At 69.0% G+C, this 15,450-nt stretch carries 16 protein-coding genes, 1 tRNA gene and 1 pseudogene; 11 read left to right on the forward strand and 7 right to left on the reverse strand.

All coding sequences use genetic code 11. From position 1 onward, the window contains the following. Positions 1–16: 16 nt before the first annotated feature. The gene (locus tag OG439_RS22255) at positions 17–631 is read right to left on the reverse strand and encodes an ANTAR domain-containing response regulator (RefSeq protein ID WP_247054229.1); all 615 of its coding nucleotides are present in this window, start codon (positions 629–631) and stop codon (positions 17–19) included. A gap of 174 nt (positions 632–805) precedes the next feature. On the opposite strand from OG439_RS22255, the gene OG439_RS22260 reads away from it, so the two are divergent. From OG439_RS22260 to OG439_RS22285, 6 genes are all read left to right on the forward strand, one after another. Further along, positions 806–879, forward strand: a tRNA-Leu gene (locus tag OG439_RS22260). 194 nt (positions 880–1,073) lie between these two features. Further along, positions 1,074–2,318, forward strand: a complete 1,245-nt coding sequence (locus tag OG439_RS22265; protein ID WP_326951261.1) for a helix-turn-helix domain-containing protein — start codon at positions 1,074–1,076, stop codon at positions 2,316–2,318. Between the two features lie 89 nt (positions 2,319–2,407). Next, on the forward strand, positions 2,408–2,797 hold the full coding sequence (locus OG439_RS22270; protein WP_326951262.1) for a hypothetical protein: 390 nt from the start codon (positions 2,408–2,410) through the stop codon (positions 2,795–2,797). 148 nt (positions 2,798–2,945) lie between these two features. Then, the gene (locus OG439_RS22275; protein ID WP_326951263.1) at positions 2,946–3,335 is read left to right on the forward strand and encodes a hypothetical protein; all 390 of its coding nucleotides are present in this window, start codon (positions 2,946–2,948) and stop codon (positions 3,333–3,335) included. 92 nt (positions 3,336–3,427) lie between these two features. Next, entirely contained in the window at positions 3,428–3,865 is a 438-nt protein-coding gene (locus tag OG439_RS22280; protein WP_326951264.1) for a hypothetical protein, read from the forward strand. 169 nt (positions 3,866–4,034) lie between these two features. Next, positions 4,035–4,496, forward strand: coding sequence for an NUDIX hydrolase (locus tag OG439_RS22285; RefSeq protein WP_326951265.1), 462 nt, complete (start codon positions 4,035–4,037; stop codon positions 4,494–4,496). A gap of 272 nt (positions 4,497–4,768) precedes the next feature. On the opposite strand, the gene OG439_RS22290 is transcribed toward OG439_RS22285, so the two are convergent. The 4 genes from OG439_RS22290 to OG439_RS22305 all read right to left on the reverse strand — a co-directional run bounded on the left by OG439_RS22290 (position 4,769) and on the right by OG439_RS22305 (position 8,638). Continuing rightward, positions 4,769–6,232 (reverse strand): sulfatase family protein, encoded by a 1,464-nt coding sequence (locus OG439_RS22290; RefSeq protein WP_326951266.1) that lies wholly within the window; start codon positions 6,230–6,232, stop codon positions 4,769–4,771. A 68-nt stretch (positions 6,233–6,300) separates the two neighbouring features. Continuing rightward, entirely contained in the window at positions 6,301–7,296 is a 996-nt protein-coding gene (locus tag OG439_RS22295) for a YncE family protein (protein WP_326951267.1), read from the reverse strand. Between the two features lie 101 nt (positions 7,297–7,397). Further along, positions 7,398–8,072, reverse strand: a complete 675-nt coding sequence (locus tag OG439_RS22300; protein ID WP_326951268.1) for a class I SAM-dependent methyltransferase — start codon at positions 8,070–8,072, stop codon at positions 7,398–7,400. Continuing rightward, positions 8,069–8,638: a TIGR04282 family arsenosugar biosynthesis glycosyltransferase gene (locus tag OG439_RS22305; RefSeq protein WP_326951592.1), complete on the reverse strand. Its 570-nt coding sequence runs from the start codon at positions 8,636–8,638 to the stop codon at positions 8,069–8,071. Before OG439_RS22305 ends, OG439_RS22300 begins: the two co-directional genes overlap by 4 nt. Positions 8,639–8,887: 249 nt before the next feature. On the opposite strand from OG439_RS22305, the pseudogene OG439_RS22310 reads away from it, so the two are divergent. Beyond that, positions 8,888–9,611: pseudogene (locus OG439_RS22310) on the forward strand (hypothetical protein); the annotation flags it as partial. Positions 9,612–10,095: 484 nt separating this feature from the next. On the opposite strand, the gene OG439_RS22315 reads toward OG439_RS22310, so the two are convergent. Both OG439_RS22315 and OG439_RS22320 read right to left on the reverse strand, forming a co-directional pair. Beyond that, on the reverse strand, positions 10,096–11,211 hold the full coding sequence (locus OG439_RS22315) for a DUF7482 domain-containing protein (RefSeq protein ID WP_326951269.1): 1,116 nt from the start codon (positions 11,209–11,211) through the stop codon (positions 10,096–10,098). A 32-nt stretch (positions 11,212–11,243) separates the two neighbouring features. Further along, positions 11,244–12,338: a hypothetical protein gene (locus tag OG439_RS22320; RefSeq protein WP_326951270.1), complete on the reverse strand. Its 1,095-nt coding sequence runs from the start codon at positions 12,336–12,338 to the stop codon at positions 11,244–11,246. A 176-nt stretch (positions 12,339–12,514) separates the two neighbouring features. Here OG439_RS22320 and OG439_RS22325 point away from each other — a divergent pair, with 176 nt between their 5' ends. From OG439_RS22325 to OG439_RS22340, 4 genes are all read left to right on the forward strand, one after another. Beyond that, a complete protein-coding gene (locus OG439_RS22325; protein ID WP_326951271.1) occupies positions 12,515–13,165 on the forward strand; it encodes an RNA polymerase sigma factor in 651 nt (216 codons plus the stop codon). After that, positions 13,162–13,419 (forward strand): anti-sigma factor family protein, encoded by a 258-nt coding sequence (locus OG439_RS22330; protein WP_326951272.1) that lies wholly within the window; start codon positions 13,162–13,164, stop codon positions 13,417–13,419. The genes OG439_RS22325 and OG439_RS22330 overlap by 4 nt, the downstream gene beginning before the upstream one ends. A 193-nt stretch (positions 13,420–13,612) precedes the next feature. Beyond that, a complete protein-coding gene (locus OG439_RS22335; protein WP_326951273.1) occupies positions 13,613–13,873 on the forward strand; it encodes a trehalase-like domain-containing protein in 261 nt (86 codons plus the stop codon). Next, the gene (locus tag OG439_RS22340) at positions 13,870–15,450 is read left to right on the forward strand and encodes a glycoside hydrolase family 15 protein (RefSeq protein WP_326951274.1); all 1,581 of its coding nucleotides are present in this window, start codon (positions 13,870–13,872) and stop codon (positions 15,448–15,450) included. The genes OG439_RS22335 and OG439_RS22340 overlap by 4 nt, the downstream gene beginning before the upstream one ends.

The raw sequence follows: 15,450 nt of genomic DNA on the forward strand, positions 1-15,450 counted from the left end.
CCGGCCGCCGTCGTTTCTAGGTCCCGATGCTCTCCACGACCGCCTCGGCGACGGCCTTCATCGTGGTCCGGCGGTCCATCGCGGTGCGCTGGATCCACCGGAAGGCATCCGGCTCGGTCAAGCCCTGCCGGCTCATCAGCAGGCCCTTGGCGCGGTCGATGACCTTCCGCGTCTCGAGCCGGTCGGTGAGGCCGGCGACCTCCGCTTCGAGGGCCTGCAGCTCGGAGAACCGGCTGACGGCGAGCTCGATGGCCGGCACGAGGTCACGCTTCGCGAACGGCTTGACGAGGTAGGCCATGGTGCCCGCGTCCCGCGCCCGTTCGACGAGGTCACGCTGGCTGAAGGCGGTCAGGATCACGACGGGCGCGATCCGATCGCCGGTGATCTTCGACGCGGCCTCGATGCCGTCGAGCTTGGGCATCTTGACGTCGAGGATCACGAGGTCGGGCTTGAGATCGGTGGCCAGCGCGATGGCCTGTTCGCCATCCCCTGCCTCACCGACGACCTCGTAACCCTCTTCACGCAGCATTTCGACGAGGTCCAGCCGGATGAGCGCCTCGTCCTCCGCAACGAGCACCCGACGCTGCGGCACGGTGGCGGCACCGTTGGCCTCGGTAGCCTGATCGGTCACCGGGGTCCTCCTGAAGACTCGGCGGAACGTTCGGTTTCGCGGCGTTCCGCGAAGCCTGAAGCCTACCGGGAACGATCCAGTTGAAGAGATGGCGTTCACCACGTAGTGGCCAGCGCGACACCCCGCCCCCGACCACGCCCCGCGTGCGGTGATCCCGTAGAGTCACCGTGCCAAGCCCCCGTAGCCCAACTGGCAGAGGCAACGGATTCAAAACCCGTCCAGTGTGAGTTCGAATCTCACCGGGGGCACTCGCAAAACGCCTGGTCAGACCCGGTCTCAAAGGTCCACTCTGGTCGCTCTGAAGATCGAATCCCCGAACCGCCCCCGAACCGGTCGGATTCGGGGGTGAGGCAGCCGTCAGGCCAGCGCCTCCGCATTCCGCACGCGCCCAGTCGCATAGGTACCGTTAGTGGCGACGCCCACACGCGGAAAGGCGGCCGACATGGCACCGAAGAAGCCCGCTCCGCTGCCGTCAGAGATCGGCCAGCGGGTTCGGATGATCCGGCGTAGGCGCGGCCTGTCGCTGGACGTAGCGGCCGGGTTCGCCGGGATCAGCAAGCCGTACCTCTCTCAACTCGAAACCGGCAAGCGGCATTTCGAGCGCCGGGGGTTGCTGGAGAACCTTGCCGACGCTCTCGGTTGCTCGGTGTCAGACCTCACTGGCCAGCCTTATCTACCGGCGGACCGGGACAGCGCCGACGCGCTGGCCACGCTGCCCGCTATCTCTGTGGCGTTGTATGACGCGACACTTGACGACGTTCCCGACTTGCCCGCGCGCCCGGTTCACGAATTGGCCGAGCTAGCCGCGAAAGCCAACGAATACACCGCCAACAATTTGTATTCCATGGCCGGCCATGAGCTGGGCGAACTCCTCGTTGAGCTACATATAGCATCCGTCACTGGTGAATCCGATTCACGCCGAAAGGCGCTGGCTGCGCTCGCCGAAGCGTGCTTCGTCGCGTCCGGCGTCGCTCGGAACTTAGGCAACCTTGACTTGGCCGTGCTCGCGGCCCGACGTGCGGAGGATGCCGCCAGCCGGGCCGAAGATCCAGCGCTACGCGCCTTCGCCGCCATGACGAGCACCAGCGCCCTAAGCCGTCTCGGCGCACGGCGACGCGCCCAGCAAGTAGCGGCAGGCGGGCTGGATGGGATCGAGGAGTACGCGGACCCGTCCGCCCCGGAGACCTCCAGCGCCCAGGCAGCCGGAATGCTGCACCTCTCCTCCGCCCAGATGGCCGCGAAAGATCAGCGCTCCGACGAAGCCTTAAGCCACCTCGAAATGGCAAGCGAACTGGCCGATCGAACTGGCGAACAGAACCAATTATGGTTCAGCTTTGGTCCGGCGAACGTGCGCGCCTGGTCTCTTTCGGTCGCCGTCGAATTGGAGCGCGGTCCGCAGGCGGCCGAAGACCTCGAACAGATTCCCGGCCACCTCGACGGGCTGGACACCGCCGACCGCCGCGCGGCCTTGCACTTCGACTTCGCCCGTGCCTATGCGCAGGCCGAAGGCGACCGAGATAACGCGGCTCTCCGCCATCTCGACACAGCGGACCGGATCGCTCCCCAACGCATCCGGCACGACCCCGTAGCGCGCGCCCTGCTGGAGACTCTGGAGGGCCGCGCACGACGCAAGGCATGGGAACTGGGGAGCCTCCGGCACCGGTTCGGGATGGCGCCCAGCGCCTAGCGAGCGGACAGGGATAGCACTCTGCAAACCCTGCCACGCCGGGTTGACGGTTGACTGCTCTGCGTGATCGAACTTGCGAGCGCAGAGCGATGAAGGGCGAAGTCGACTACTGGCTGGAGAAGCTCCGGCAGGAGCGGTGGATCTTGCACCTTGACGGGCGGGACAGTCGGCGGCCGGAGTGGATGGCGGCACACTTCGCGTGGCAGGACTGCGCCGACGTCGTGATCATCCGGGACGAACAGTCCGCCGTCGCCTACCGCACTCCCGCCGACTACCGGACGGACGTGCTCGCACCGGAGTGCGTGACGTGGGTGTACGGCGACGACAAGTCGGCCGCGTGGGTCCTGCGCGCCGTGTTATCCCGGCCGCGCCCCGGTTCGCCTGCGGAGCCCCGGAACCTCATCCCCGCGCCCCCGGCTTGCCGCATCCCGCTCGATGGCCGCACCCCGGTCAGCATCCGGCCACTTCGGCCGAACTAGCCCGGCACAGCGTCCCGCACGTTGTGTCGTCCGGCCCGGAACCTTCCGCCGACCCCCGATCGGTTGAAGTGTCCGGGCCGGTTCCATGCTTGACGAAAGTCGCTATAGGGCCATATATTGGGGTTTATAGTCAAGCAAGGGAGATGCCATGACTCCGGACGTTTTGTTCCTCAGGACCTGCGCCGATGCGCTTGACGCGGCTAGCGCCGTGTTCCGTCAGCGTGCTGTAGCTCTAAGCCAAGATAAGGGGTCAGAGGCACCGACGACCACCCCCGAAGAAGCTGTCATCCGCGCTCGCGCTCTCCACCCGTCCCTCGGGCCAACACAAGCAACGCTTGTTGAGCACATGGCTTCGTACTACCCGGAGTGGACGAACATGGGCGTGTTGGCGCGCAACATGAACCGCGAACAGCCCAATGTGCACCTGACGCTTAAAGCGTTGATCGCCCAGGGTGTCGTGGAGAAGGACTCGAACGCGAGCCCTCAACTCTACCGGCTCTCGTCCGCACTCTTTAAGGCCGAAGGCGATGCCGCATAAGCCAGCGTCGGCGTGTCCACTGGCTGACTCGAACAGGCGTGCGACGATGAGCCCGGTGGGGAGGGCAGGGAGTGTGAGGAGTCGATGAAGCTGTGACTGACGAGTTCGAGCCGATCAAACGATCGGCGCACCCAGAGCCACACGCCAGAGGCGCCAATGGCTCGGCGCAGGTGAGCTTTACGCTCAGCGCGTGGCCAGATAGCGACTGGATTCAGTCGTTCAATCGGGCAGACAAGGCACAGCAAGGCATCCGCCGATCGATCGATGTGCGATTGAATGTGAAGCGCGCCGGACACCCAGGCACGATCTCGGATCCAACAGTCTGGTTCAACATCGAGTCTGATGATGATCTTGAGGGTGCCGTTGCCGAGGTAGACGCAATCGTCGAGCGCGCCAACCAGATCTACATCGAGACCATCATTCCTGAGCGGCAGGCGCAAAAGACGGCCGAGGACCAGGAAAAGCGCGCTGAGCAAGAGCGACAGGCGTCGCTGACGGAGCGCGCGAAGCGGCTTGCTCCGCCGTCCTAGACGGCCCGTAGACGCGAGAACGCCCGACCCCGGTCTAACTTCGGTGGGGTCGGGCTTTTCGTCGCGGGACAGCGGCAGCTAGGCAGGCTTCCGGCGCGACCGAAACGCGACGACGTTGCTTGCTGCCTCTGGTTCGGGCGTCGGCTGGGCAGGCGTCGGCGCGGCCAGCTTGTTGATCTCGCTGCGCTCGTCCTTCGGGATTCTGGATCGTGACGAGCAAGTCCTGCTCGCCCGGCGCGAGGGCACCGGATACGCCGACGGCCAATGGAACCTGCCTTCCGGCAAGCTGGAAGCCGACGAGTACATGGTCGCAGCCATCATCCGCGAAGCCCGCGAAGAAATCGACGTCGAACTGGATCGCGACGACCTCGAGATGGTCACCACCGTCCACTACCGCAACCCCGAAGGTCAGGCTCGGGTCGGTTTCTTCTTTCGCGCTCGGCGCTGGCGAGGAGAGCCGCGCAACGCCGAGCCGCACAAGTGCTCGCAAATCGCCTGGTTCCCGAAGGACTCGCTCCCCGAGAACACCGTGCCGTACACCCACGCCGGCGTGGAACTCTACCGTCGCGACGAGCGGTTGGGCCTGCAGGGCTGGCCGCATCCGGCCGTGCCGGCCCTAGCAGGACACTGAATCCTCGCCGCTCACCGCTCATGAAATCGCTGCGGACCGTCCACACCACCGAAGGTATCCGCCGGCGGTGATCGCCTGCCAAGCCGACGGCCAACCGGCTACCGGGAACAGCGCCCACCAAGACCTTCTGGAATGAAGTACCGTCCCGCGGATGATCATCGCGGTGTTCGAGCCCCACTGACAGACCCAGAGCTCACCACCATCGGAGCCCGAGGCCGAAGCCGTCACGCTGGAGCCCTTCGGCTGCGACATGCCCGGACCCTGTTACTCGATCAGTGCCGGCAGGCAGTGGCTCCGTGGCAGGAGATCATGGCTTGCAGCGTGTCGTGCAGCTGCTTCGCCGTGTCCGGCGGCAGCTGGGCCGCGGTGTTGTGCAGTTCCTGCGGATCCGTGCCGCGATCGTAGTACTCCTTGGTGCCGTCGGTGTATTCGACGTAGGTGTAGGTGGCGCTGCGGATCGCCTCGTAGGTACTCGGGTTGCCGCTGTTCTTCTTCGGCTTGTCCGGGTCGGTCTTGTCGAAGTCCGGACCGTGGTGCTCGACCAGCCCGACCGTGCGCCACGCCCCCGGCGTCGCCCCGGTCAGCAGCGGCACCAAGCTCTCGCCGTCCACCTGCGCCGGCGTCGGAGCACCGGCCAGTGCCTCGAACGTCGGCCGCAGGTCGATGTTCTCCACGGGCTGGTTCACCGTGACGCCGGCGGGGATACCGGGTCCGGCGACCACCAGCGGCACGTGCACGTCGGTGTCGAACGCCGTCTGCTTGCCGGGGGTCAGCCGGTACTCCCCCATGTGATAGCCGTTGTCCGAGGTGAACACGATGTCCGTGCTGCCGCGCACGCCGGCCTTGTCCAGCGCGTCCTGGACCGTGCCGATCATCTTGTCCACCGACTGCACGGCCTGCGCGCGCTTGCGGAACGCCTTGTCGATGGCCTTCTTTTCCTTGTCCGTCAACGGTGTGCGGGACGCGAGCCACGGCGGAGCCGACGACGGCAGGGTGTCGAACGCCGGCCCGCGCGGCGCGGTGAGGCCGGGAAAGGCGTCGGCGTCGCGCGGCGCCGGCGTGTAAGGGCCGTGCGGGGCGAACGTGGCGAGCTCGATCGCGAACGGCGTGTGCGCGGCAGCCGTATCGGTGACGAACTGCGCGGCTTTGCCCGCCATCACGTCGACCAGGTAGTCCTCGGGCGCCTTGCCGTAGTGCTTGATCGTTCCGTTTTCGTTGAGGTCGTAGTTGAACTCGCCGTAACCGTTGCCGGCGACGTCCCACTCGTTCCAGCCCGGCGGCACCCCGTTGGTCTTGGGGTCGTAGCCGTTGAGGTACTTACCCATCATCGCGGTGCGGTACCCGGCCTGCTGCAACGTCGTCGCATAAGTCGACTTGTCGTCGCCGCGGCCGTGGAACGCTCCGTAGCCGCCGTCTACGCCGCCGTTGGTGAACACGCCGGTGTCGTGCGGCAGCATCCCGGTGAACAGCGACGACCGCGACGGGCAGCACAGCGAATCAGTGACCGTGTAGTTGGCGAAACTGGTGCCATTGCGGGCCATGTCCTGCACGTGCGGCAGATATTGCAGCAGGTTCATCGACAGGTCGTCGGTGAGCACGAGGACGATGTTCGGCCTGCTGCCCGCCGCCCCGGAAACGGCGGCGGGCCGAGAACTGTCGGTGGTGCAGGCCGCGGCGGTCGAGGCCAGCGCCACGACCAGCGCAAAGGTCAGAAGCAGACGAGCACGGTAAGACATGCCTGCACGCTAGGGCCGCGACCACAGAGCCCGATCAGTGTTGTGTTCGGGTTCGGTAAAGGCGGCCGTCAGCGTGGGTCGATCAGCTCGAGGACACCGTCGGCCGTACCGGTGACGAACAGCCGCCCCGTCGACGAATCCACACCGACCGTGTTCGGCTGCCGGACCGTCGGCAGCCGCACGACCTCCGTCGGCGTACCCGAGGAGAGGTCGATGCCGACCACCTCGTTGCGCGCGGTCAGCGTCACCCACATCCGGTCGCGCACCGGGTCGTAGGCGATCCCGTACGGCGTCCCCGGCAGCGCCAGCTTCCCGATCTGCTCGAGCCGCGGCGTGAGCCGGTAAAGCAGGACGGCGTTGCCGCGGGTGTCGGCCACGGCGAGGTGCCCGCGCTTGTCGGCGAGCACGTGCGTGGGCCCCGCCCCGGCGGGCACGCGCCCGACCTGCCGCAACGCCCCCGCGTCGTAGACGGTGAGGTCGTTCTGCCGGACGTCGACCAGCCCGACGAGGTCGCCGACCGCGGCGAGCCCGGCGGGCTGGGTGACGTCGGAAAAGGTGTGCACGACGCGCCCGTCGCGCACGACGACGACGCTCTTGCCCAGCTCATTGGCCACGAAGTACGACCCGTTGGCGGCCCGGGTGGCGTCGTGCGGGACCACCCCGGTCACCACCGTCGTGGTCACCTCACCACCGGGCAGGGCGATGGTCAGCAGCGAGTTCGACGTCTCGTCGGGCACCAGCACCGGCCCACCGGGCCCGGCCAGCTGCAGGTGCCGCAGCCAGCCGGGCAGCGGCACCCGCTTCACCACCTGCCCGGTCCGCGCGTCGACGAGGGCGAGCGCGTTCGGCTCGCGGACACCGACCGCGACCAGGTGCGTGCGCGCGTCGGCCACGACACCTTCGGGGGACGCGCCGATCGGCAGCACCTGGCCGGCCGGGGGCCGGGCCACCCCGGGAGCGGCGGCGGGCTCGGCCGCGGGCGGCAGCTCGGCGGGCTTGTCCGCGACCGGACCCGAGCAGCCGGCGAGGAGGACGACAGCCAGGCACCACGGAACGAGACGCACCGAAACCTCTTTCCTACGAAGAAAGCCCACCCTAGGCACCCGAGCGGCACCGAGCGGCCGCCGCAGCGTTCGGTAAGCGCGCCGTAAGATCGCCCGATCCGTCAGGACGGTCGTGGCTCCTCGGCGGTGCGCACGAATCGAGCGAACTGCCGCCGGCGGCCACGGTGGGTTTCCACCAGCCGCAGGCCGGCGGGAGCGGCGAGCGATCCCAGTGCGTCGAGGCCGAGCACTGACCACGGGAACCAGCCGCCGGGCGAACCGTCGTGATCGCCCAGACGCGCCTGGCCTTGCCAGTGCCCGCTCCAGGACGCGGTTGGTTCAACCAGGACTTGCCCACCGGCACGGACCAGCGCCCGCGCCCGGCGAAGGAGCCGCAGTGGGTCACCTCCGATGCCGAGGTTGCCATCGGCCAGCAAGGCCGTGGCCCATTCGCCTTCCCTGGGCAGTGCGGTGAACAGATCGGCCTGCACCACGGGCGCTCCGCGATCGCGAGTGTGCCGGACCGCGAGCGCCGAAACGTCCACGCCGAGTACTGGGAGGCCGCGTTCGACCAGAGCGGCGACGAGCCGGCCCGGCCCGCAGCCGAGGTCCACAGTGGTGCCCCAGCACCGATCGAGCAGCCAACGGTCACCACGACAGGCCGAACGCGACCAGCGTCCAGCACTCAGCCGCACTGTCCTGCCGTCGTCCAGCTCCAAGAACGTCTTATCACCGCGCAAGGCGGGATCGAAGGACTTCTCGTGCGTGCAGCCGGCCTGGCGCACCGGCGTGTTCACGACACCTCCCGCACGGCCGCGGCGAACCTTGACGCCGGCACGGGATCGGCCACGGCGAACGCGTCGGCGATCGTGTCCACATCGGACAGAATCGGCGCGTCGGAAATACGAAGGCCGCTGTCTTGCAACGCCTTCCGCGTCCGCGTTCCGGTGTCCACTTGCGACATCGGTACCGGTTCGACCGCCGTGGCCGCGACCGGATCGTGCAGGCCCAGGATCCACCACCCGCCATCCAGGGCGCGCCCCAGCAGAGCGTCCACATCGGGTCCGAGCAATGTGCGACGACACCGGTCGACCAGCACCGAGGTTTCGCCTCGCTGCCGGATCAGCGGCAGACCGTTCGCTGCGGACTGCAGCTCGTCGGCGGACTCGCCGTCCGCGAAGTCACCGGTGATCGCCACGACCGGCTGCGCGCTTTCGACAGCCTGCACGGCCTCCAGCGCGTCGAGGAGGGAGGCCGCCGCGATCCGCACGGCCTGCCGGGGCGTCGCCGGCGGGCACAACCTGGTCTTCACCCGTCCAGGGCACGGCGCTTTCGCGAGGACCAGCAGCACCACATCCGGCATTGTCACGTCCACATCCTGGTCATAGTCGTCATTCGATGCCGCTGCGACCGCAGCTTGCACCTGGGCACAAATGGGTATTCCGTGCATCCGGACAATCGGCATTTTCGCGTGCGGGAAAGTCAGGTATTCGCGTACGCACTCTAGGCCACCGCAAATGACATAGTTCTTACCGTCTCGTGACGGAATGGATCAGTCTCGGACGGATGCGCCGCCGGCGACCTTAGGTTCTCCACGATGAGCGAGGAGAATCCGCGGGCCGTGCTGACGCCGGGCGCGGTGTGGATCGGCGCGTCGGCGGACGGCCTCTTCGCCGGGGTCACCGCGACCGGCATCGCGCTCCTGGCTCTCGCGGCGGCCGGGTTCGCGAACGGCAGGCGGCACGCGGCGCCTGCCGCAGCGTGCGGGGGGCTGCTGCTCGGATTCGGCGTCTTCTTGTCCTACGGGCTGGTGTTGCTCAGGCTCGTGGCACTCGCCGTGTTGGTCTCGGGCAGGCGCTGGCAAGTGGCCGCGGTAGTTGTTCCGGCCGCGCTGCTCGTGGTCGCGGTCTTCGCCTTCGCCGGCTTCTGGTGACTCGACGGGTACCACCTCGTGGTCGAACGCTACTAGCAGGGCATCGCCCACCTGCGGCCGTACTCGTACTGGGTGTGGGCGGACGTCGCGGCCTTCCTGATCGCGTGCGGTCCGGCCGTCGTCGCCGGGATCCGCCGCACCGCCGCGGTCACCGTCCACACGGGACCGAAGCGCGCCCTGCTGAACGACCAGCTGGTCCTGATCGTGCTCGCCGCCGTCGTGGTGGTCGTGTTCGCCGACGTCTCGGGGCTGTACAAGGCCGAAGCGGAGCGGATCCGGCTGCCGTTCGGGGTGTGACTGCTCCCCGCGACAGCCCTGCCCACCGGTTTCTCGCCGATGGTGGCTCGCCGCTCAAGCAGTCACTGCGCTGCTGGTCAACCACCTGATCCTGACGAACTGGTAGCCGGCCCGTCCCATCGTGCGACCCTGTGATGGCGGGCCGCGACCCGCCATCACAGTTGTTCCGTCCGCAGCGGAATCTTCTTCTGCTCAGCAGTACACGTTGCCGCACACGGGAATGATCGTGGCGTATGCGGTCAGGGTCTCGGCTGCCGAGCCCTGGGTCAGGGTCACGGACACGGGGATGAAGTCGTCACCGGACAGGTTTCGATCCGGCAACCCGCCGTGGTGCCATTTGGCACTATTGTGGCAGTTCGAGCTGTAGGAGCCGGCCGGGCCGGGAGGGATCTGGCAGCCGAACGTCTCACCGCCCAGTGCTGACGCCGGGCCTGCCGCGAGAACGCTGAAGCCGGCCGCGGCCGCGGCCGCGAGGGCGGTGGCCGCGGTCAGCGCCCTCCGCGCGACGCGGTTTCGCTGTCCGGTCCGGTTGTGTGGGCTGAGTCATCGGAAACCTCCATAGAGAGCAGGGATGGGCAAGGATTCGGACGTCAGATGCCTGGAATCGGCAGGACCGCCATGACGGGACACAACGAAACGAACTGTGCGGCGTTGAGATCGACGTGGTCGTTGCGGGGGCCGTTGCCGAAGCTGATCAGGTTCCCGTCGTGGGCCTGCTGCTCGGCCTCGGTGATGCTGCGCAGCTGGGTGCGTGCGCCCGAGGTGATCGCGGCGTCGGTCCACACGCCGGGGGTGACGTCCCAGACCGGGCTGTAGAACGGGCTCGAGTCGTCGCCGGGCGGGGCCGGGTCCTCCTGGATGATGTTGAGGGGCGCGCCTTCGCCGGCCAGCGCGGAGTTCAGGCCCTGCCGTTGCGGGTTGCCAATCCCGGTGGGACCGTTGACGATCGGGACGATCGCCTCCCGCGCCGAGGTGGCGGGGTCGTCGCTCGCCAGTCCCGGCGCGGCGTTCAGGTTGGGTGCGTAGGTGCTCGACTCGATGGCGGCGAGGAGAGGATCCGACGCTTCGGTGCGGATGTAGAGGACCGGGTGGTCGTCGTAGAAGCCGCCGAAGAGGCTCAGGGTCACCCGGAGCGTGACCTTGTTGATGGATACCACGCTGTCGTTCTGGCCCGAGGAGTTGGCGACCTGGGGCATGTTGACCACGACGCCGTCGCCGTCCGTCGTGAGTGGACTGTAGCCGGGGTCGCCGACGGCTCCCGGTGTGGCCGACGTGGGCGGGAAGTAGGTCGGCGCGGCTCCGGGCGTGACGGCGCGGGTGGGGCTGAAGTCGACGGTGCCGCTGAACCGCACCCGGCCGAGACGATCGGTACCGGTGGACTGGACGGCCGGCGTGCCCAGGGCGTTGGCCAGTTTCGGGGAGAAGTTGACGCCGCGGTCGACCGCGTCGGCCGCGCTGGAGGTTTCGGTGACGATGTAGTAGACGAGCCGGCCGTCCGGGCCGGTGCCGACGTGCAGCGGCAACGTGACGGTCTGCGCGGTGGACGGCGGCAGGCCAGCGTGGCCGTCGAAGGAGATGGCGCTGGGCAGGACTTCGCTCTCGGACGGTTCGAGGGCCGACGCCGGGCCGGCCGACAGGACGATCCCGCCGCCGACCAGCGACACCAACGCGGCTGTGCGGACCAGCCGGGACAAGGGTTCACGCATTTCGTGCTCCTGGGTTCGCAGGGCTCGGCGCGTCAGGCGACGGCGACGATGGGACAGTTGGAGATGAACGGGCCGGACCGCAGTCCGTTGAGCCCGGCGTTGGCCGGACCGGTGCCGGCGCTGGTGATCCAGCCGTGCGCGAACGCGCCCGCGACCTGGCTCGCGCTGGTCAGCAGGACACGCCGGCCAGAGTCGATGGCGGCCTGGGTCCAGTTCAGCGGAGTGACGTCCCAGACCGGGCTGTAGCGGCCGTTGCCCTGGCCGGGGATCTCCTGGTTGATGTTGTCCGGGTCGCCTTCGCCGCGCAGCGCGGAGTTCAGGCCCTGCCGGTTCGGGTCGCCGGTGCCGACCGCGCCGTTGACGACCGGGATGATCGCCGAACGCGCCGAGGTGTCCGGGTCGTTGGAGCCCGGGGCGGGTGCCGCGTCGAGGTTCGGGGCGTAGGTGGATCCTTCGGCCGCGGCGACGACCGGCGATGAGGCGTCGAGGTGCAGGTAGAGCGTGCGGTGGCCGTTCCAGAAGCCGAAGAACGACCGCAAGGTGACCTGGTGGCGGGCGTAGTCGATGGACATCACCGAGTCGTGCACGCCGCTGGCGTCGGCGATCTGGCTGGCGTTGAGGACAGTGCCGTTGCCGGTGGTGATCAGCGGACTGTAGGTACCGTCCCCGTTTGCGCCGGGGGTGTAGCTGCCGCCGGCGAACTCGTTGCCGGCCGGCCCGGGTGTGACGGCTCTGGTGGGGGCGAAGTCGACGATCCCCGGGAACTGCACCACGCCGTTCGCGACAGAGACGGTCTGCACTGCCGCCGTACCGAGTGCGTGCGCCAGCTTGGGTGCGTAGTCGACGCCGCGGGCGGCGGCGTCGGCCTGGTTCGAGTCGTCGGTGACGACGTAGTACACCGGCTGTCCGTTGTGGCTGCCCTGCAGCAGCGGCAGCGTCACGGTCTCGTTGCCGGGGTTCACGGCGATCGCGCTGACGATGTCGGTGGTGAAGCCGTCCGATCCGCCGCCTCCCGGCCCGCCGCTCGCCTCGGCCCCGCCGGTCACGGTCAGCCCGGTCGCGGCGGCCGTCAGCAGTGCCGCGGCGAGCACCCGCCGGCGGTTTCCGGGCAAAGGGATCTTCTTCATCATGACCTCCGGATAAGAGAAAACGATCCGTTGCGCCTCCCTAGTGGCCCCGCTTCGCGTGGCATTACAGCCGGCGGGCCCGTCCGGCGGCGGCCGTAAGAACTCTTACCGGGAAATAACCACCCGGCCCGGCGTCCACCAATCCGGGTCCCGGCCGCGTTGGCCTCCCTGTGGTAGTGGAACAGGTCGACGAAGAACGGTTGCTGATTCGACGATTGCGCTCCGGTGATGAACTCGCCTTCACCGAATTGGTGCGACGGTGGACCCCCGCGATGCTGCGGCTGGCCGTCACCCACGTCCCCAGCCGCCAAGTGGCCGAGGAGGTGGTGCAGGACACCTGGCTGGCGGTGCTCACCGGGCTCGACCGGTTCGAAGGCCGGTCGAGCCTGCGCACCTGGGTGTTCCACATCCTGGTGCGCACGGCGTGGCACGCCGGGAAACGGGAACGCCGGGCGTTGCCGTTCACCGAGGTGTGGCGCGAAGATCACGCGCCGTCCGTCGACCCGGCCCGGTTCCACCCGGCACGGACCGCCGGGAGCGCTCGTGGCTGGATCTGCCCGCTCCCGCGGTGGGATCTGCTCCCCGGCGAGCGGCTGCAGGCGGCCGACCTGCGAGCCGTGATCGACTCGGCGATCGCCACGCTGCCCCGCCGTCAGCAGCAGGTGATCACCGCGCGGGACGTGCTGGGCTGCGACGCCGACGAGGTGTGCGACCTGCTCGCGATCACCGCCAACCACCAGCGCGTCCTCCTGCACCGGGCGCGATCCACCGTGCGCGCCGCGATCGAAGGGCACCTGGCCGCGGAAACCGAAGGGACGATCTCGTGAACCGCGCCGACGCCGTGACCTGCCGCCGGCTCGTGGGCCTGCTCACCGCCTACCTCGACGAAGCGCTGAGCCCGCGACAGCATCGCCGGGTGCGCGAGCACCTCGCGCTGTGCGAGAACTGCGCGGCCTACCTTGCCCAGCTGCGCGCCACCATCGCTCTCACCGAGCGCCGGCACGCCGTCCGGCCGGGCGCGCCGGAGTCGCTGCCGGCTGGGCTGCTGGACACCGTGCTGGACGCCTTGCACCGACGATGAACCTCCGGTGCCGCAAACTCTTACGCCGTGATGACGGCGAGCCCGCGGAAACGTTTTCGGGGCGGCGCTGCCGATAGGGTGATCGATGATGATTTCCGGCGATGCGACCCCGCACCGCCGCGGGAACGAACTCCATTCATGAACGGTCGCGGAATTGAGTGTCGGCACGCGGCCGTAACCGGGAAGGTCCGGAATGAGCGACACACCCTTGCGCGAGCACGCGCTGCTGTCCGACTGCGGCACGGCCGCACTGGTCACCAGCGGCGGGTCGGTGGACTGGCTGTGCCTCCCGCGGTTCGACAGCGCACCGGTGCTCGCGCGGCTGCTCGACGACACCGCGGGACACTTCCTGATCGCACCGGCCGCCGGCGGCTCGGCGACCCGGTGGGCCTACCGGCCTCCGGGCTCGTGCTCGACACGACCTGGGAGACGCCCGGGGGAACCCTGGTCGTGACCGACGCGCTGGCGCTGGGCAAACACGCCCACGGGCACCAGCTCGGGCACGACTCGCCCGGGGTCCTGCTCAGGCTCGCCCGCTGCGTCCGCGGAACGGTCCGGGTGCGGATCGAGTTCGCCCCACGCCCGGAGTTCGGGCTGATCCACCCCCGGCTCGCCACCACGTCACACGGCGTCGTCGCCCACGGCGGCGCGACGGTGACCGTACTGAGCACCCGGCTGCCCATGGACTGCGTGACGCCCACCGCGACGGCGACGTTCACGCTGAACGAAGGCGAAGACCTGGCGTTCGCTCTGACGCAAGCCGGCGCCTGGGATCCGGAGCCGGCGCCGTGGAGTGCCCGCGAGGTGCGCCGAGCTCTCGCCGCCACCGAGTCGGCCTGGCGGAGCTGGTCGGACCTGCACCAGCGCTACGACGGTCCGCACCGCGAACTGGTGCACCGCAGCGGCGTCGTCCTGCAGGGCCTGACCCACGCGCGGACGGGAGCGCTGGTGGCCGCGCCGACGACCAGCCTTCCCGAAGGGATCGGCACCGGCCGCACCTGGGACTACCGCTACACGTGGGTGCGCGACGCGAGCATGACGTTGCAGGGCTTGTGGATCGCCGCCTGCCCGCACGAAGCCGGCCGGTTCTTCGACTTCCTGGCGACGGCCGCGTCCACCCAGCTCGACCGCGGGCTGGACCTGCAGATCATGTTCGGCATCGGCGGCGAGCTCGACCTGTCCGAGCGCGAGCTGCCCCACCTGTCCGGCTGGCGGGGCAGCAGTCCGGTGCGGGTCGGCAACGACGCCTGGCGCCAACGGCAGCTCGACGTCTACGGGGCCCTGCTGGACGCGGCGCACACCCTGCGCGAACAGCTGGGCGACCTGGACGCGGCGACCCGCGGCTTCCTCGTGGCCGCCGTGCGGACCGCAGCCGCCAGCTGGACCGACGACGACCAGGGCATCTGGGAGATCCGCGGCCCGGCGCGACCCTATCTGCACAGCAAGCTCATGTGCTGGGTCGCGCTCGATCGGGGCCTGGCGATGCGCGAACTCCTGCACCTGGACGAGGACACCGTGGCCGCGTGGTCGGCCGTCCGCGGCGAGATCCGGGAAGAGATCCTCACCAAGGGCTGGAACGACGAGGTCGGCGCGTTCACCCAGTTCTTCGGCTCCGGCGCCCTCGACGCCTCCGCGCTGCTGCTGGCCACGACCGGGTTCCTCGCCCCCGATGACGCCCGGCTGCTCGCCACGATCGACGTCGTGGAGCGCGAGCTGACCGACCGGTCCGGCCTGCTCTACCGCTACCGCGGGCACGACGGGATCGGCGGCGCCGAAGGCACCTTCGTGCTGTGCACGTTCTGGCTGGCCCACGCGCTGGCCGTCACCGGCCGGACCGACCGGGCCCGCGCCGTCCTCGACCGCGCCACCCAGTGCGCGACCGAGCTCGGGCTGTTCGCCGAGCAGGTCGACGGCGAGACCGGCGACCTGCTCGGCAATTTCCCGCAGGCCTTCAGCCATCTCGGGCTGGTCACCGCGGCCCAGGCCCTGGCCGACGCCGAGGAACGGGCGGCTACGGGCACGCCCGGGTGA

Source organism: Amycolatopsis sp. NBC_01307, from assembly GCF_035975215.1.
Lineage (GTDB): Bacteria > Actinomycetota > Actinomycetes > Mycobacteriales > Pseudonocardiaceae > Amycolatopsis.

Coding starts and splice junctions, on each gene's coding strand:
- OG439_RS22265 (WP_326951261.1), top strand. CDS start 1,074: ATGGCACCGAAGAAGCCCGCTCCGCTGCCGTCAGAGATCGGCCAGCGG.
- OG439_RS22315 (WP_326951269.1), bottom strand. CDS start 11,211: ATGCGTGAACCCTTGTCCCGGCTGGTCCGCACAGCCGCGTTGGTGTCG.
- OG439_RS22270 (WP_326951262.1), top strand. CDS start 2,408: ATGAAGGGCGAAGTCGACTACTGGCTGGAGAAGCTCCGGCAGGAGCGG.
- OG439_RS22305 (WP_326951592.1), bottom strand. CDS start 8,638: ATGCCGGATGTGGTGCTGCTGGTCCTCGCGAAAGCGCCGTGCCCTGGA.
- OG439_RS22290 (WP_326951266.1), bottom strand. CDS start 6,232: ATGTCTTACCGTGCTCGTCTGCTTCTGACCTTTGCGCTGGTCGTGGCG.
- OG439_RS22275 (WP_326951263.1), top strand. CDS start 2,946: ATGACTCCGGACGTTTTGTTCCTCAGGACCTGCGCCGATGCGCTTGAC.
- OG439_RS22335 (WP_326951273.1), top strand. CDS start 13,613: ATGAGCGACACACCCTTGCGCGAGCACGCGCTGCTGTCCGACTGCGGC.
- OG439_RS22320 (WP_326951270.1), bottom strand. CDS start 12,338: ATGAAGAAGATCCCTTTGCCCGGAAACCGCCGGCGGGTGCTCGCCGCG.